The sequence below is a fragment of the Leclercia sp. W6 genome, from assembly GCF_003336345.1.
Taxonomy (GTDB): domain Bacteria; phylum Pseudomonadota; class Gammaproteobacteria; order Enterobacterales; family Enterobacteriaceae; genus Enterobacter.
The window spans coordinates 1,808,784-1,825,103 of sequence record NZ_CP031104.1 but is presented as its reverse complement, the minus strand read 5'-3'; the positions used below and the strand labels follow the sequence as shown (position 1 = coordinate 1,825,103).

General features: G+C 56.8%; 14 protein-coding genes. 6 read left to right on the top strand and 8 right to left on the bottom strand.

The window, feature by feature from the left end; genetic code table 11:
- The 3 genes from DVA43_RS08980 to DVA43_RS08970 form a co-directional block, all read right to left on the bottom strand.
- Positions 1 to 954 (bottom strand): L,D-transpeptidase family protein, encoded by a 954-nt coding sequence (locus tag DVA43_RS08980; RefSeq protein ID WP_114315337.1) that lies wholly within the window; start codon positions 952 to 954, stop codon positions 1 to 3.
- A gap of 155 nt (positions 955 to 1,109) precedes the next feature.
- The gene (gene mfd, locus DVA43_RS08975) at positions 1,110 to 4,556 is read right to left on the bottom strand and encodes a transcription-repair coupling factor (protein WP_114315336.1); all 3,447 of its coding nucleotides are present in this window, start codon (positions 4,554 to 4,556) and stop codon (positions 1,110 to 1,112) included.
- 119 nt (positions 4,557 to 4,675) lie between these two features.
- The gene (locus DVA43_RS08970) at positions 4,676 to 5,749 is read right to left on the bottom strand and encodes an acyltransferase family protein (RefSeq protein ID WP_114315335.1); all 1,074 of its coding nucleotides are present in this window, start codon (positions 5,747 to 5,749) and stop codon (positions 4,676 to 4,678) included.
- A 271-nt stretch (positions 5,750 to 6,020) separates the two neighbouring features.
- Between DVA43_RS08970 and lolC the strand changes: the two genes are divergently transcribed.
- The 6 genes from lolC to DVA43_RS08940 all read left to right on the top strand — a co-directional run bounded on the left by lolC (position 6,021) and on the right by DVA43_RS08940 (position 11,329).
- On the top strand, positions 6,021 to 7,220 hold the full coding sequence (lolC, locus tag DVA43_RS08965; RefSeq protein ID WP_114315334.1) for a lipoprotein-releasing ABC transporter permease subunit LolC: 1,200 nt from the start codon (positions 6,021 to 6,023) through the stop codon (positions 7,218 to 7,220).
- A complete protein-coding gene (gene lolD / locus DVA43_RS08960) occupies positions 7,213 to 7,914 on the top strand; it encodes a lipoprotein-releasing ABC transporter ATP-binding protein LolD (RefSeq protein WP_114315333.1) in 702 nt (233 codons plus the stop codon). Before lolC ends, lolD begins: the two co-directional genes overlap by 8 nt.
- The gene (lolE, locus tag DVA43_RS08955; RefSeq protein WP_114315332.1) at positions 7,914 to 9,158 is read left to right on the top strand and encodes a lipoprotein-releasing ABC transporter permease subunit LolE; all 1,245 of its coding nucleotides are present in this window, start codon (positions 7,914 to 7,916) and stop codon (positions 9,156 to 9,158) included. The genes lolD and lolE overlap by 1 nt, the downstream gene beginning before the upstream one ends.
- 51 nt (positions 9,159 to 9,209) lie before the next feature.
- Positions 9,210 to 10,121 carry an N-acetylglucosamine kinase gene (gene nagK / locus DVA43_RS08950; RefSeq protein ID WP_114315331.1) on the top strand — a complete coding sequence of 304 codons (912 nt, stop codon included), beginning with the start codon at positions 9,210 to 9,212 and terminating at the stop codon, positions 10,119 to 10,121.
- 15 nt (positions 10,122 to 10,136) lie between these two features.
- On the top strand, positions 10,137 to 10,958 hold the full coding sequence (cobB, locus tag DVA43_RS08945) for a Sir2 family NAD+-dependent deacetylase (RefSeq protein ID WP_114315330.1): 822 nt from the start codon (positions 10,137 to 10,139) through the stop codon (positions 10,956 to 10,958).
- A 65-nt stretch (positions 10,959 to 11,023) separates the two neighbouring features.
- Entirely contained in the window at positions 11,024 to 11,329 is a 306-nt protein-coding gene (locus DVA43_RS08940) for a hypothetical protein (protein ID WP_114317108.1), read from the top strand.
- Positions 11,330 to 11,413: 84 nt separating this feature from the next.
- On the opposite strand, the gene DVA43_RS08935 is transcribed toward DVA43_RS08940, so the two are convergent.
- The 5 genes from DVA43_RS08935 to potA all read right to left on the bottom strand — a co-directional run bounded on the left by DVA43_RS08935 (position 11,414) and on the right by potA (position 16,299).
- The gene (locus DVA43_RS08935) at positions 11,414 to 12,292 is read right to left on the bottom strand and encodes a DUF6708 domain-containing protein (RefSeq protein ID WP_114315329.1); all 879 of its coding nucleotides are present in this window, start codon (positions 12,290 to 12,292) and stop codon (positions 11,414 to 11,416) included.
- Positions 12,293 to 12,490: 198 nt separating this feature from the next.
- The gene (gene potD / locus DVA43_RS08930) at positions 12,491 to 13,537 is read right to left on the bottom strand and encodes a spermidine/putrescine ABC transporter substrate-binding protein PotD (protein ID WP_114315328.1); all 1,047 of its coding nucleotides are present in this window, start codon (positions 13,535 to 13,537) and stop codon (positions 12,491 to 12,493) included.
- The gene (gene potC, locus DVA43_RS08925) at positions 13,537 to 14,325 is read right to left on the bottom strand and encodes a spermidine/putrescine ABC transporter permease PotC (RefSeq protein WP_103179124.1); all 789 of its coding nucleotides are present in this window, start codon (positions 14,323 to 14,325) and stop codon (positions 13,537 to 13,539) included. Before potC ends, potD begins: the two co-directional genes overlap by 1 nt.
- Positions 14,322 to 15,179, bottom strand: coding sequence for a spermidine/putrescine ABC transporter permease PotB (potB, locus tag DVA43_RS08920; protein WP_103823740.1), 858 nt, complete (start codon positions 15,177 to 15,179; stop codon positions 14,322 to 14,324). Before potB ends, potC begins: the two co-directional genes overlap by 4 nt.
- A complete protein-coding gene (potA, locus tag DVA43_RS08915; RefSeq protein ID WP_114315327.1) occupies positions 15,163 to 16,299 on the bottom strand; it encodes a spermidine/putrescine ABC transporter ATP-binding protein PotA in 1,137 nt (378 codons plus the stop codon). Before potA ends, potB begins: the two co-directional genes overlap by 17 nt.
- Between the last annotated feature and the right edge of the window lie 21 nt (positions 16,300 to 16,320).

Here is a 16,320-nt window from a genome sequence, read left to right as displayed (position 1 = left end):
CTACAGCGCCTGGGTAGTGGGGTGAGGAGTCACATCTACCGGCATACCCGAACGCGCTTCCATGGCGCGCTCCATAACGACCTCGTCAGCGCTGGCTTTAAAGCCCTGCTGCGCAGCATTCAGGACAATCGGCAGGGTCTGGGGATCGTCATTCAGCGCTTTTGACAGCGGCTGATGAACCTCCACCAGGCGCACACCGCCAGGCTCTTCTGACACTTTAATCGGCGTGTTCATGATATTCACTTTGGTACCGGGCTGGACCACGCGGAACAACGTCTCGATGTCATTATCCCGCAGGCGAATACAGCCGGAGCTGACGCGCATGCCGATACCAAAATCGGCGTTGGTGCCGTGCAGCAGATAGACCCCACCGTAGGCCGCCAGGCGAATGGCGTGATGACCCATCGGGTTATCCGGTCCGGCGGGGACCACCGCTGGCAGATCGATACCCTGGGCTTTATAGCGGGCGCGGATGTTGGCGGTTGGGGTCCAGGTTGGATTGGCGCGTTTGTCCGACACCGTGGTGACCATGGTTGGCGTCAGGGTATCGCCCCCCAGCTGACCAATACCGATGGGGTAAACCGTGACCTCGTTTTTACCCGGCGGATAATAGTAGAGCCGCAGTTCAGCCAGGTTGATCACAATCCCTTCCCGCGGGGCATCGGGGAGGAGGGTCTGAAGCGGGATGGTCAGGACACTGCCTGCACGGGGGACGTAGGGATCGACGCCCGGGTTAGCCTGCAGCAGCGCCAGAAAACCGACGTTATAATTTTTGGCAATGGCCTCCAGCGAACCACCATCGTTTTCCACCACATGAAAACGATTTTCGCCCACCAGCCGACTACCCGCCGGGGGCCGGGGCCAGGTATTCGCCCGGGCGGGCAGGGCAAGCGCTACGGTCGCGAGGAGCGCAACCACCGATATCCAACGGGTAAAACGCGACGTTTTTATCATCACCAGAATCCATAGCAATAAAGATTATTATTATCTGAACGTTAATTGATAATTATGGCGAATGAGTGTGTCGGGAAGTCCATGGGGATTGCAAAGAGTTGTAAATTGCGCAGGGAAAATCATGCCGGGCGACCCGATGGCAGCCCGGCACAGGGTCAGGCTACGGCATTCTCTTCAAGCTGACGCATAAAGTTACGTACCCAGTCCATGCGGGTTTTGCGCTCCGCCAGATCCTGGGTGAATTTCAGGCGCGTCGGTCCATCGAGCCGGAAGTGCTGGGGCTGTTTTTGCAGCAGGCCGATCAGCCACATCGGATCGACGTGGTTCTTCTCGGCAAACTCAATCATGCCGCCTTTTTCATTCCCCTCCAGCTTGCGGATCCCCAGCTTCTGCGCCTGCTGGCGTAAACGGGCAATATCCAGCAGGTTACGCGCTGCATCCGGCAGCAGGCCAAAGCGGTCAATCAGCTCCACTTTTATCTCTTCCAGACTCGCTTCGTCTTTGGCGCTGGCAATGCGTTTGTAGAAGGACAGGCGGGTGTTAACGTCCGGGATAAAATCATCCGGCAGCAGGGACGGCATCCGCAGTTCCACTTCCGTTTGCTGGCTGGTGAGATCTTCCAGCGACGGCTCACGCCCCGCCTTCAGGGCATCGACGGCGTTCTCCAGCAGCTCCATGTAGAGCGAGAAACCGATGGTTTCCATCGAGCCGCTCTGATCTTCCCCAAGCAGTTCGCCCGCGCCGCGGATCTCCAGGTCGTGAGTGGCCAGCGCAAAACCGGCGCCCAGATCTTCCAGCGAGGCGATGGCTTCGAGACGCTTCTGCGCATCGGGGGTCATCGCTTTCGGGTGTGGAGTCATCAGCCAGGCATAGGCCTGATGGTGTGAACGTCCGACACGGCCACGCAGCTGGTGGAGCTGGGCCAGGCCAAAGTGATCCGCTCGCTCAATAATGATGGTATTGGCGGTAGGGATATCGATACCGGTTTCGATGATCGTGGTGCAGACCAGCACGTTAAAGCGCTGGTGATGGAAATCGTTCATCACCCGTTCCAGCTCGCGCTCGCGCATCTGCCCGTGGCCGATGGCAATACGCGCTTCCGGCACCAGCTCCGCCAGACGGTCCGCCGCTTTCTGGATATTCTCGACATCGTTGTAGAGATAATAAACCTGGCCGCCGCGCAGCACTTCACGCAGGATCGCCTCGCGCACCACCAGGTTATCGTACTCACGGACAAAGGTCTTCACCGCCAGACGGCGGGCAGGCGGCGTGGCGATAATCGACAGATCGCGCATGCCGCTCATCGCCATATTTAACGTGCGCGGGATCGGCGTGGCGGTGAGGGTCAGGATATCGACATCGGCGCGCATCGCTTTGATGCGCTCCTTGTGGCGCACGCCGAAGCGATGCTCTTCGTCGACAATCAGCAGCCCCAGATCTTTCCACTTCACGTCGCTCTGCAGCAGTTTATGGGTACCGATCAGAATGTCGATCTTGCCCTCGCTTGCCTGCTCCAGGATCTGCGCCTGCTCTTTGGCGCTGCGGAAACGCGACATCATCTCAATGCGCACCGGCCAGTTGGCAAAGCGGTCACGGAAGTTATCGTAGTGCTGCTGCGCCAGCAGGGTGGTGGGCACCAGCACCGCCACCTGCTTGTTATTCTCCACCGCCAGGAAGGTGGCGCGCATCGCCACTTCGGTTTTACCGAAGCCCACATCGCCGCAGACCAGACGATCCATCGCCAGCGGCTGACACATGTCGCTCAGCACGGCGTTAATTGCCTGGGCCTGATCCGGGGTGGTTTCAAACGGGAAGCTGTCGCAGAAGAGTTGATACTGCTCTTTATCATGTTTGAAGGCGTAGCCCGCCTTCGCCGCGCGCTGGGCATAGATATCCAGCAGCTCCGCCGCCACATCGCGCACTTTCTCCGCCGCTTTCTGCCGCGCCCGCGCCCAGGCATCGCCGCCGAGCTTGTGCAGCGGGGCATTCTCTTCCGCACCGCCCGCGTAGCGACTGATCAGGTGCAGGGACGACACCGGCACATAGAGTTTGGCATCGTTGGCGTACAGCAGCATCAGATATTCACCCTTGATGCCGCCCGCTTCCAGGGTGGTCATCCCCGCGTAACGGCCTACGCCATGCTCAAGATGGACAATCGGCTGGCCGGGATGCAGCTCCGCCAGGTTGCGGATCAGCGTGTCCGGGTTGATGGTGCGGCGGTTGTCCTGACGGCGGCGCGCCACGCGCTCACCCAGCAGATCGCTTTCGCAGATTAGCGCCAGATTATTGAGCGTATCAATAAACCCATGCTCGGCGGCGCCAATCATCAGATAGCGCCCGGTGCCGCTGGCCTCGTCCAGGCGCAGGATCCGCTTCGGTGCGACCTTAATGCGGCCAAGCAGCTCGCCCAGCGCCTCACGGCGCCCTTCGCTTTCCACAGAGAAGATCACCGGGCCGGTAAAGGATTCGAGGAACTTACGCAGGTTATCCAGCGGCGATTTGTTCTGCGCCTGCACCGCGAGGTCTGGCAGCGGCTGATAGGCCAGGTTGGTATTGGCAGCTTTCTCCGGCAGGCTGTCGGTTTTAAGCTGCATGCGCGGCCAGCGTTTCAGCTCGCTGAACAGCTCATCGGTGCGCAGCCACAGCAGCTCGGGCTCCAGCAGCGGGCGCATCGGATCAACCCCCCGGTTTTCAAAGCGGGCGCGAGTTTCACTCTCGAAACGGCTGGCGCTGGTCTCCAGATCGCCGGTGTTGAGCACCAGCGTGTTAGCCGGGAAATAGCTGAACAGGGCAGGCAGCGGCTCGCTGAAGAACAGCGGCTGCCAGTATTCGATCCCTGACGGCAGGGTGCCTTTGCTCACCTGCTGGTAGATATGCTCGGCGTCGCGCTTGACGTCAAACTTATCGCGCCACTGGCTGCGGAAGAGCTCAATAGCGGTTTTGTCGGTCGGGAATTCGTGGGCCGGCAGCAGGTTGATGGCCTCCACTTCCTCCAGCGTGCGCTGGGTATCGGCATCAAACAGGCGCAGGCTGTCGATTTCGTCGTCGAAAAAGTCCAGACGATAAGGTTGTTCACTGCCCATAGGGTAGAGGTCGAGCAGCGCGCCGCGGGTGGCGTACTCCCCGTGCTCCATGACCTGATCGACATGGCGATAGCCCGCGCTGTCGAGCTGCACGCGCAGGCCATCCCTTGAGAGGCGCTGGCCTTTTTTCATCACCAGCGCGTGACCGTGCAGATAGCTGTGCGGGCAGACGCGCTGCATCAGGGTATTGACCGGCACAATCAGCACGCCGCGCTGCATGGAGGGCAGCTGATACAGTGTGGAGAGGCGCGAGGAGATGATCTCCTGGTGCGGGGAGAAGCTGTCGTAAGGCAGCGTCTCCCAGTCGGCAAGGCTGGTGACCAGCTGATCGGTGAACTGACGGATCTCATCATGCAGACGCAGGGCGTTTTGCATGTCCGGCGCGACCAGTACCACCGGGCCCTGATGACGCTCTGCAATTTCCGCCACCAGCGTGGCGCAGGCTGCCCCGGTCAGTTCACCTAACTGGCGTTGGTCGCCCGCTTTGACGGGCAGGGAAAAACGATTTTGTTCAGGCATGGCTTTGTCAGGATCTCGTATGGGCATATCACTGATACACAATGTCTTTATTATCCTTGATCGTTTTACATTAGCAAACCGTAACCGCACACAGCGCAAAGCCGCCTCTCACAGGGACGCTAGCGTGTCGCCTGAACCAGCGTCAGCCGGGCAGGTGGGGTAAAGAAAATATCTCCGGCCAGCGCGCGGGAGAGGTTACGCGCCCCCAGCCCCACCAGGGTGCAGATAAGCAGGCTGGCAAACGGGTAGAAGAGCACCAGCGTCAGCTCTGCCCATACCGGCCAGGTGCCGCCATTCAGCTGGTGAATCATAAACAGGCTGACTCCTTCAATAAGAATGCGGTGGGTGGTGTAAATCGCAATGGTATTGGAGCCAACCACGTTCAGCATATTGTCAGGACCCACGGCGAAACGCTGCTCCAGGCGGTAGAACAGGGCCATAATCAGCAGGATCGACAGCAGCGACAGCGGCAGGGGAACCCCGACGAACCACAGCACGACAGAGACCGCCCCAAACGCCGCTACCGCCAGCGCGTCACGGCGCCACACCCGGCTCTGCATCCACGCCATCAGCTGCACGCCGTACCAGGCCCCGAGGCTGTAATAGATCATATTGCGCACCACGCTGTTCATCCCCCACCACGGCAGCGGCACAAAGTTTATGGCGATGCTGGCGAGCGCCAGCAGCCCGATAAGCGGCAGCTTCCAGCGGCTCAGCAGCTTGCAGAGCGTAAAATAGACCACCAGGGCGTAGAGATACCACAGGCTGGTGCTGGCAGTGAGCATCCCGGTGATAAAGCCGGTCAGCGAGTCGGCATAGGCGGCGTTCGAGGCGGTATTAAGCTCCCGCTCCGGTGCCAGCCACGCATTAAGATGGGTCAACGCCTGCCACTGTAATACTCCCCACAGCGCCAGCACCCAGATAATGCTCCAGAGCCGTTTGTCCAGGCAGGTTTTCCAGCCGACCTCGTCAATGTAGCGCCGAACCAGATACCCTGAAATAAAGAAGAACACCGGCATGCGGAAGGGGGCAAGATAGAGATTGAACGTTACCCAACATTTGGCGAGCAGCACCGAAAGGGGAGCATGCAGCGCCTCAAGATGGGGATAAAAGGTGATCACCGAGTGGTAAATCACCACCAGGCAGATGCAGAGTCCTTTTATCTGGTTAATCCATAGAGCTTTTTGTTTCATCGCGTTCCGGGTCCTGTTATTACCTTAATCGAGCGGGTAAGTGTGTTGCGCGGCGGGCGGGATGTAATGGGTAAGAGTCTGTATCCGGATGCTTTTCAGAAAAGCTGCAAACACCTGCGCGGGATAGGGCGTCTTACGAAAGGGGGATATTGCGCTGATTTACCGTGCTTTTTCAGACAAATGATAAGCAAAGCTTACGGTTTCAGTCATTTACCCTTAGCGGATTCGCTTATATACTCGTGGGTCTGCTATCAGCAAACAGACGGATTTCATGTACCAACCTGTCGCACTATTCATAGGCTTACGTTATATGCGTGGGCGCGCCGCGGACCGCTTCGGTCGCTTCGTCTCCTGGCTTTCAACCATTGGCATTACGCTTGGCGTGATGGCGCTGGTGACGGTTCTCTCCGTCATGAACGGCTTTGAGCGCGAGCTGCAAAATAACATTCTGGGGCTGATGCCGCAGGCGATCCTCTCATCCAGCAGCGGGTCGGTGAATCCGCAGCAGCTGCCAGAAAGCGCCGTCAAGCTGCAGGGCGTAAGCCGCGTGGCGCCGATCACCTCCGGTGACGTGGTGCTCCAGAGCGCGCGCAGCGTGGCGGTCGGGGTAATGCTCGGTATCGACCCGGCGCAAAAGGATCCCCTGACGCCGTTTCTGGTTAACGTCAAACAGAGCGATCTGGCTCCCGGCCAGTACAACGTCATTCTCGGCGAACAGCTTGCCGGCCAGCTCGGCGTCAACCGCGGCGATCAGTTGCGGGTGATGGTTCCGTCTGCCAGCCAGTTTACCCCGATGGGGCGGCTCCCGAGCCAGCGCCTGTTTAATGTGATCGGCACATTTGCCGCCAACAGCGAAGTGGACGGCTACCAGATGCTGGTCAATATCCAGGACGCGTCGCGCCTGATGCGTTACCCGCTCGGCAACATCACCGGCTGGCGTCTGTGGCTCAACGAGCCGCTGAAGGTCGATGTGTTAAGCCAGCAAACCCTGCCGGAAGGCACCAAATGGCAGGACTGGCGCGAACGTAAGGGCGAGCTGTTCCAGGCCGTGCGGATGGAAAAAAACATGATGGGCCTGCTCCTGAGCCTGATTGTGGCGGTTGCCGCCTTTAATATCATTACCTCGCTGGGCCTGATGGTGATGGAGAAGCAGGGCGAAGTGGCGATCCTGCAAACCCAGGGGCTGACGCCGCGGCAGATCATGGCGGTCTTTATGGTGCAGGGCGCCAGCGCCGGGATTGTCGGCGCGCTGCTCGGCGCCGTGCTCGGTACGCTGCTGGCCAGCCAGCTCAATAATTTAATGCCGATTATCGGCGCGTTGCTTGACGGCGCGGCACTGCCGGTGGCCATTGAGCCGCTGCAGGTAGTGGGCATTGCGCTGGCTGCGATGGCCGTTGCCTTACTCTCTACGCTTTATCCTTCATGGCGCGCTGCCGCCACCCAACCCGCTGAGGCTTTACGTTATGAATAAGATCCTGTTGCAATGCGATAACCTGTGCAAACGCTATCAGGAAGGCACGGTGCAGACGGATGTCCTGCACAATGTCAGCTTCAGCGTCGGGGAAGGGGAGATGATGGCAATTGTCGGCACCTCCGGCTCCGGGAAAAGTACCCTGCTGCACCTGCTCGGCGGGCTGGATACGCCGACCTCCGGCGATGTGGTCTTCTCCGGCACGCCGCTGAGTACCATGTCATCGAGCGCAAAGGCCGATCTGCGTAACCGCGAGCTGGGCTTTATCTATCAGTTCCACCACCTTCTGCCGGATTTTACGGCGCTGGAAAACGTGGCGATGCCGCTGCTGATCGGCAAAAAGAAACCGGCTGAAATTAACGCCCGCGCCAGCGATATGCTGAAAGCGGTCGGGCTGGGCCACCGCGGCAATCATCGGCCTTCCGAGCTCTCCGGCGGCGAGCGCCAGCGTGTGGCGATTGCCCGTGCGCTGGTAAATAATCCGCGCCTGGTGCTGGCGGATGAACCGACCGGTAACCTGGATGCCCGCAACGCCGACAGCATCTTCCAGCTTCTCGGCGAACTCAACGCTTCTCAGGGCACCGCCTTCCTGGTGGTGACTCACGATCTGCAGCTGGCAAAACGCATGTCCCGCCAGCTGGAGATGCGTGACGGTCGCCTGAATACCGAACTGACCCTGATGGGGGCAGATTGATGGCTTCACCGTTATCGTTACTCATCGGCCTGCGTTTTAGTCGGGGACGCCGCCGCAGCGGCATGGTGTCGCTGATCTCGGTCATCTCCACCGTCGGTATCGCGCTGGGCGTGGCGGTACTGATCGTTGGCCTCAGCGCCATGAACGGCTTCGAGCGCGAGCTAAACAACCGCATTCTGGCGGTGGTGCCGCACGGCGAAATTGAGCCGGTTAACCAGCCGTGGAATAACTGGAACGACGCCCTGAATAAAGTGGAAAAGGTGCCGGGTATTGCTGCCGCTGCGCCGTATATTAATTTCACCGGGCTGGTGGAGAGCGGCGCAAACCTGCGCGCTATCCAGGTGAAAGGGGTGAACCCGCGCCAGGAAGAGAAGCTCAGCGCGCTGCCGCAGTTTATCCAGAAAGAGGCCTGGGCCAACTTTAAGGCTGGCGAACAGCAGATCATCCTCGGTAAGGGGGTGGCCGACGCGCTGAAAGTGAAGCAGGGCGACTGGGTCTCGATTATGATCCCGAACGCCAGCGCCGATCATAAACTGCAGCAGCCGAAGCGCGTGCGTCTGCACGTGACCGGTATTTTGCAGCTAAGCGGCCAGCTCGATCACAGCTTTGCCATGGTCCCGCTGGAAGATGCGCGCCAGTATCTCGATATGGGCAGCAGCGTTACCGGGATCGCCATCAAGGTTAACGACGTTTTTAACGCCAACAAACTGGTGCGCGACGCCGGGGAAGTGACCGACAGCTATGTTTACATCAAGAGCTGGATCGGTACTTACGGGTATATGTATCGTGATATCCAGATGATCCGCGCCATCATGTACCTGGCGATGGTGCTGGTGATCGGCGTGGCCTGTTTTAACATCGTTTCTACCCTGGTGATGGCGGTGAAAGACAAGAGCGGCGACATCGCGGTGCTGCGTACCCTCGGGGCAAAAGATGGTCTTATTCGTGCCATCTTCGTCTGGTATGGTCTGCTGGCGGGGCTGCTGGGCAGCCTGTGCGGTGTGGTCATCGGCGTGGTGGTTTCATTACAGCTGACGCCGATCATCAACGGTCTTGAGGCCCTGATTGGGCATCAGTTCCTGTCGGGCGATATCTATTTTATTGACTTCCTGCCATCTGAATTGCACTGGCTGGACGTTTTTTATGTGCTGGTTACAGCACTTTTACTGAGTCTGCTGGCAAGCTGGTATCCGGCGCGTCGCGCAAGCCGAATTGATCCGGCGAGGGTATTAAGTGGCCAGTAATTACGTCATGATCCGGTGAGCGTTGCCGCCGGGTCAAAAGAGGAATGCACTATGTATTATGGATTTGATATTGGCGGCACCAAAATTGCGCTGGGCGTATTTGATACCAACCTGAAATTGCAGTGGGAAACCCGGGTTCCCACTCCCCACGAAAGCTACGATGAATTTTTAACCGCCATTGCCGCGCTGGTGGCCCAGGCCGATGAACGCTTCGGCGTGAAGGGCACGGTGGGCATTGGCATTCCGGGAATGCCGGAAACCGACGACGGTACGTTGTACGCTGCCAACGTCCCTGCTGCCAGCGGTAAGCCGCTGCGCGCCGATCTGACCCGCCTCCTTGAGCGCGACGTGCGCCTCGACAACGACGCCAACTGCTTTGCCCTCTCCGAAGCCTGGGACGATGAGTTCCAGCAATATCCACTGGTGATGGGGCTGATCCTCGGCACCGGCGTCGGCGGCGGGATTGTGGTGAACGGTAAACCGATAACCGGACGCAGCTATATCACCGGCGAGTTTGGTCATATTCGCCTGCCGGTGGATGCGCTGGAGGTGGTAAGGCGTGATTTCCCGCTCATCCGCTGCGGTTGCGGCCAGCACGGCTGCATTGAGAACTACCTCTCCGGCCGCGGATTTGCATGGCTTTATGAACACTTCTATCATCAAAAACGTCAGGCTCCGGAAATCATTGCCCTCTGGGAGCAGGGGGATGAACAGGCGGTAGAGCACGTTGAGCGCTATCTCGATCTGCTGGCGGTCTGTCTGGGGAATATCCTGACCATTGTCGATCCTGACCTGCTGGTGATCGGCGGAGGATTATCGAACTTTACGGCCATCGCCGAACGGTTGTCCGGTCGCTTGCCGCGTCATTTGTTGCCGGTTGCCCGCGTCCCGCGCATTGAGCGCGCACGACATGGCGATGCCGGAGGAATGCGCGGCGCCGCATTCCTCCATCTCACCCGTTAGCCATACGAGGTTTTTATGCTGTCGCGACGGTCACTTCGACTCAGCCGTTTTCGCAAAAACAAACGCCGCTTGCGTGAGCGCTTACGCCAGCGAATTTTCTTCCAGGATGTGGCAATGCCGGAATTGATGGAAAAACCAAGAGTACTGGTCCTGACCGGGGCGGGGATCTCCGCAGAGTCGGGCATTCGAACGTTTCGCGCGACCGACGGGTTGTGGGAAGAACATCGGGTTGAAGATGTGGCGACGCCGGAAGGTTTTGCCCGTAACCCGCAGCTGGTGCAGGAATTCTACAACGCCCGCCGCCGTCAGTTACAGTCACCGGAGATCGCCCCTAACGCGGCGCATCTGGCGCTGGCTAAACTCGAAGAGGCGCTGGGGGATCGTTTCCTGCTGGTAACGCAGAACATCGATAACCTGCATGAGCGCGCGGGCAACCGCAACGTGCTTCATATGCACGGTGAATTGCTGAAGGTGCGTTGCTCCAGCAGCGGCCAGGTCTTTAACTGGACCGGCGATGTGACCTCCGATGACAAATGCCACTGCTGTCAGTTCCCGTCGCCGCTGCGCCCGCACGTGGTGTGGTTCGGCGAAATGCCGCTGGGAATGGACGAGATCTACAGCGCCCTGGCGATGGCGGATCTGTTTATCGCCATTGGCACCTCCGGGCATGTCTATCCGGCGGCGGGATTTGTCCACGAAGCGAAGCTGCACGGCGCGCACACGGTGGAGCTCAACCTTGAGCCGAGCCAGGTGGGCAGCGAGTTTGAAGAGAAAACCTACGGGCTTGCCAGCGAGGTGGTGCCGGAGTTTGTGGATAAGCTTCTTAAGGGATTGTAAGCGCTTCAATGCGCGAAGAGCAGACGCTTTTCGCGCAAATTTTCAAGGAACGACAGGAACAGGTTATGGATAACCCGCTAATTATATCGGCCATTATTTTTATTGTGGCGATAGGGCTAGGGCTGTGGAGCCAGTATTGCCTGCCTCGCCTTTCTGACAGCAGAAATATTCTGTTCATTCTCTTTTTGTTCCTCGGCATTGTCTCCGCCGGCTCGTGTATATTTAACCTGGTATACCTGCTGTTTACCGGGCAACTTGCGCATGGCGATGTGCAACTGTTTGGCACGATTATTACGCTGGTGGTGCTGTGGAAGCCGCTGATGTATGTGATTGGCAAAATTGATGACGCGTTGCAAAAAATATCGGAGTAAATAGTTGAGCGGTGCGAATCAACGCCAGATTATCCGCAAAGTCCTGACAACAACGCAGGACCTTACGCAGTTAAAATAAATAATCTATTGTTTATCTGTTGTTGATTCGACCAGCGCCTCATCAGACCACGGCGTCTCCGGGAGCCTGCGCATAATTCGCCTCATTGCCAGAGCGTCCAGTAAAATGGTTGGCACCATAATAAAAGAGATGAGCCAGAAAAAAGGATTCCTGACGGGGAAAATGGTTGTCCATTTATCCTGTTCATTGACACGCGACAACGTCCGGCTACTCAATCTCGTCACGCAATATTTGAAGGAGTAGTTATTTTCTATCGATATCAAATTAACGGGTGTCATCAGACCATTCATATAGTTTCTGCACCACGCCCAGGATTCCGCATAACTCAAAAGAGTATCGGCAATATCGGTAGAGAAGCGAGAGACCTGATAAAATAAAGGCGCGTTATCATCGCTGATGATCACCCAGTTTTTTCTTCCATCGGTCGAGGGGGCTTGCCACTTATACCATGTCCGGGAACCCGCAGTTCCGGAACCGTTACTAAAATGGGCTTCAATGTCCTTCCAGTCATAAATCAGCGTTTCGACAGGCCATTTCGCAAAGATATTACGCGTGGGGCGATACGTTTGAACATACACCCGTTGGCGTTTGCGATTCAGCCTGACGAGTAACGTTTTGGGGTGGGTCATGACGACACGCAATGCGTGGATGCTGCTATAGAACATCAGGATGAGTATAATCTCAACCAGAATAAATATGGGAGAATACCCAATAATTGGGCCAATAAAACAAATAGATAACAGAAGTGGGATTAATGTCAGAAGTGGCATCGTTACGCCAAGCCATTCGCTTCTGGGGACGTTTCTTATGATATCACAATAAATATCATTGACGGCGACTACACCGAATAGGGGGGGCGCTTTTTTCTGCGTTTTTTTTGACATAATGAGTCCTTTTATGATGTTGCCTGTAATCCTTTAAATCAGGAAACTCAATGCTCATGTCTTGTTAACGGTAGTAAAAATAATGTCGATGCAGAAAAAAGAGAATAAAGAGAATAAAGAATATTACTGTTCAGCTTCATATGTACTTATCCTTGTACCATTGAGTTATGCCGGGTCGAAACCCGGCATATTATTGCATTAACGACCCGCCTTCAACTTCTGGTAATACTCTTCATACAGGCGGCTGGCGTCGCCCACATCGTTCTGCCACTCGCCTTTACTGATGGTCTGCGCATCCGGGTAGAGCGACTTGTCATTCGCCACTTCCGGGCTCAGCAGCTTGCGGGCGGCGAGGTTTGGCGTCGGGTAGCCGATGGTCTCTGCCACCTGTTTTGCCACATCCGGGCGCAGCAGGAAGTTAATCAGCTTCAGGGCACCGTCCACGTTTTTGGCATTAGATGGAATAGCCAGGCTGTCCATCCAGAAGATCCCGCCCTCTGCAGGCCACACTACTTCCAGCGGCGTACCGGCCTGACGCGCGACGTAGGCCGACCCATTCCACACCATCCCCACGTTGACTTCCCCTTCCATATACGGGTTCGCCGGGTTGTCGGAGTTGAAGGCGGCCACGTTAGGCATCAGTTTTTGCAGCTCGTGGTAAGCCGCTTCAATCTCTTTCGGATCGGTGGTATTGCCAGAGTAGCCCAGCTTACGCAGCGCAATCTGGAACACTTCGCGGGCGTCGTCGGTCAGCAGCAATTCGCCTTTATAGTCTGGTTTCCACAGGTCGGCCCAGCTCGTCACCGATTTAGGATCCATCGCTTCGCTGTTGATCCCAATTGCCGTTGCGCCCCAGATGTACGGAATAGAGTAATCGTTATTCGGGTCAAACGGCTTGTTGAGCATCTCCGGATCGAGGTTTGAAAAATTGGTTAGCTTCGATTTGTCGATCTTCTGGATCATGCCCTCTTTGCGCATCTTGTCGACGAAATAGGTCGACGGGACCACCAGGTCGTAGGCGCCATCTTTATAGGTTTTGAGCTTGGCATACATGGTTTCATTCGACTCGTAGGTCGAGTAGATCACCTTGATGCCAGTCTCTTTAGTGAACTGCTCCAGCAGGCCTGGCGGCACATACTCGGTCCAGTTATAGAAATAGAGCGTTTTACTGTCGTCCGCGTGTGCAGCGCTAATACCCATTGCGAGAGCGCCTGCCGCGAGCAGGTGGCGTGACCATTTTTTCATTAATACGTCCCCTGAGATTTTGTTTTATCACGAGCAATAAGCTGGCTGGCGATCACCAGAACCAGCGATAACATCAACAGTATGGTCGCCAGCGCGTTCACCTCCGGTGAGACACCGACTTTCACCATTGAATAGATCTTCAACGGCAGAATTTCATAGCTCGGCCCGGTGACGAATGACGAAACCACCACGTCATCCATCGACAGGGTAAAGCTGAGCAGCCATCCCGCGGCCACGGCGGGCATCGCCAGCGGCAGGATAATTTTGCGCAGGATGGTCATCTCGCTGGCACCCAGATCTTTCGCTGCCTCCAGCATCCGCACGTCAAAGCCTTTCAGACGGGAGTAAACCGTCACCACCACAAACGGCAGGCAGAAGGTGATGTGCGAGAAGAGCAGGGACCAGAAGCCCAGTTGCACCCCCAGCAGCATAAAGAGTACCAGCAGCGAGATAGCCATCACGATGTCCGGAGACATCATCACCACAAACAGCATGCCGCTGACGAAAGGCTTACCGCGAAAACGGTAGCGATAGAGCGCCACCGCCGTCAGGGAGCCAATCAGGGTGGCGAGGGTGGCCGAGAAGATCGCCATCGTCAGGGAGTGCTGCGCCGCCTGCAGCAGGCTGTCGTTATTTACCAGCAGGCTGTACCACTGGGTGGTAAAACCTTGCCAGTTAATGCCAAAGCGCGAGCTGTTAAAGGAGTTCACGATCAGGATAATGATCGGAATGTAGAGGTACGCATAAATCGCGGTCATAAAACCGCCGCGGAGCAGTCGACCGATCATTCAAGTTCCCCTTTACTGTTAAGCAGCCGCGACGCGCGCCAGTAGACCAGTAGCATCAGGCCCATCACCAGGGTCAGGGTGATACTGGTGGCCGAACCGAACGGCCAGTCGCGGATATTGAGGAACTGGCTCTTGATGACGTTACCGATCAGCAGGTTTTTAGCCCCGCCCATTAGGTCAGAGACGTAGAACAGCCCCATCGCCGGCAGCATCACCAGCAGGCAGCCGGCAATGATCCCCGGCATGGTCAGGGGGATGATAATGCGGATAAAGGTCTGGATTTTGCTGGCGCCCAGATCCCTTGCCGCCTCCAGCAGGGGCTTATCCAGCTTCTCAATGCTGGAGTAGAGCGGCATCACCATAAACGGCAGCAGGATGTAGACCAGCCCCACAATCACCGCGCCGGGAGTGAACATGATGCGGATCGGGGTATCAATGATGCCCAGCCACAGCAGAAACTCGTTCAGGTAGCCTTTGGTGCTGAGAAAGATCTTCAGGCCGTAGATGCGGATCAGCGAGTTGGTCCAGAACGGCACAATCAGCAGGAACAGCAGCAGCGGGCGCACTTTCGTCGGCAGCTTCGCCAGGAACCAGGCAAAGGGATACCCCAGCACCAGGCAGGCGACGGTGGCTATCAGCGCCATATTGAGCGAATGGAGCAGGACCTGGAAATAGAGCGGGTCCAGCAGGCGCGCGTAATTTTCCAGCGTAAAGACCAGCGAGACAAAATGGGCGTCGTCACGGGTCAGGAAGCTGGTGGCGATAATCATCAGGTTGGGTAAAAAGACAAATAACACAAGCCAACCGACGATAGTGGCAATCACCACATTCTGGAATTTACTTGTGTTCTTCATCAGCCAGCACAACCTCCCAGCTTTCTACCCAGTTAATGACCATTTTTTGATTGAGCGAGTGGTCGAAATCAGGATCGTCTTCGTTAAAGAATTCGCTGACCATCACCATCTTGCCGTTTTCCAGCTCAACGACCGACTCAAGCGTCATGCCTTTGTAGTTGCGCTCGCGGATATAGCCGATTAGCCCTTCGACTTCGGTTTCGTCGTGGATCTCATCAACGCGCAGATCTTCCGGACGCAGCAGAACGTTCAGCTGCTGTCCCGGCTCAACGGCAAAATTGACGAAGATGTTGCAGGCGCGGCCCTCGACGTTAGCCAGCACCCGCTGGTCGTCGAGTCGTTCAATAACGGTAGCACTGAAGATGTTGATTTCGCCAATAAAGCTGGCGACAAACAGGTTTTTCGGCTCTTCGTAGATCTCGCGCGGCGTACCGTCCTGCTCGATTTTGCCGTCGCGCATCACCACGATGCGATCGGACATGGTCAATGCCTCTTCCTGATCGTGGGTGACAAAGACAAAGGTGATCCCGAGCTTACGCTGCAGCGCCTTTAATTCGTTCTGCATCTGCTTGCGCAGCTTGTAGTCCAGCGCGGAAAGGGACTCATCCAGCAGCAGCAGGCGCGGTTTATTAACCACGGCGCGGGCGATGGCGACACGCTGTTGCTGTCCACCCGAAAGCTGGTGCGGTTTACGCTGAGCGAAGGCTTCAAGCTGGACCATGCGCAGAGCCTCGGTGACGCGCGGGGTGATTTCGCTGGCGGGCGTTTTTTGCATCCGCAGGCCAAAGGCGACGTTTTCAAAAACCGTCATATGCGGGAAAAGCGCGTAACTTTGAAAGACGGTATTGACGTGGCGGTGTTCAGCAGGCACCTGGGTAATGTCCTGACTATCCAGATGGATGTGACCGCGATCGACGTTTTCCAGCCCGGCGATAAGGCGAAGCACTGTCGTTTTACCACAGCCTGAAGGGCCAAGTAGTGTAAGAAATTCGCCGTTGTTGATCGTTAAATCCAGGTCGGAAATGACGGTTTTTCCGTCAAAGCTTTTACGAATTCCGGCCAGTTGCACCAACGGTGACAGTGAAGCTGGTTGTGTATTCAATTTTTGATTCAGTCCCATATCGACGCTGCAAATGCTTAT

What these genes read in the sequence shown, in the direction of transcription:
- DVA43_RS08980 (WP_114315337.1), bottom strand. Translation starts at nt 954, where the DNA reads ATGATAAAAACGTCGCGTTTTACCCGTTGGATATCGGTGGTTGCGCTC.
- mfd (WP_114315336.1), bottom strand. Translation starts at nt 4,556, where the DNA reads ATGCCTGAACAAAATCGTTTTTCCCTGCCCGTCAAAGCGGGCGACCAA.
- DVA43_RS08970 (WP_114315335.1), bottom strand. Translation starts at nt 5,749, where the DNA reads ATGAAACAAAAAGCTCTATGGATTAACCAGATAAAAGGACTCTGCATC.
- lolC (WP_114315334.1), top strand. Translation starts at nt 6,021, where the DNA reads ATGTACCAACCTGTCGCACTATTCATAGGCTTACGTTATATGCGTGGG.
- lolD (WP_114315333.1), top strand. Translation starts at nt 7,213, where the DNA reads ATGAATAAGATCCTGTTGCAATGCGATAACCTGTGCAAACGCTATCAG.
- lolE (WP_114315332.1), top strand. Translation starts at nt 7,914, where the DNA reads ATGGCTTCACCGTTATCGTTACTCATCGGCCTGCGTTTTAGTCGGGGA.
- nagK (WP_114315331.1), top strand. Translation starts at nt 9,210, where the DNA reads ATGTATTATGGATTTGATATTGGCGGCACCAAAATTGCGCTGGGCGTA.
- cobB (WP_114315330.1), top strand. Translation starts at nt 10,137, where the DNA reads ATGCTGTCGCGACGGTCACTTCGACTCAGCCGTTTTCGCAAAAACAAA.
- DVA43_RS08940 (WP_114317108.1), top strand. Translation starts at nt 11,024, where the DNA reads ATGGATAACCCGCTAATTATATCGGCCATTATTTTTATTGTGGCGATA.
- DVA43_RS08935 (WP_114315329.1), bottom strand. Translation starts at nt 12,292, where the DNA reads ATGTCAAAAAAAACGCAGAAAAAAGCGCCCCCCCTATTCGGTGTAGTC.
- potD (WP_114315328.1), bottom strand. Translation starts at nt 13,537, where the DNA reads ATGAAAAAATGGTCACGCCACCTGCTCGCGGCAGGCGCTCTCGCAATG.
- potC (WP_103179124.1), bottom strand. Translation starts at nt 14,325, where the DNA reads ATGATCGGTCGACTGCTCCGCGGCGGTTTTATGACCGCGATTTATGCG.
- potB (WP_103823740.1), bottom strand. Translation starts at nt 15,179, where the DNA reads ATGAAGAACACAAGTAAATTCCAGAATGTGGTGATTGCCACTATCGTC.
- potA (WP_114315327.1), bottom strand. Translation starts at nt 16,299, where the DNA reads ATGGGACTGAATCAAAAATTGAATACACAACCAGCTTCACTGTCACCG.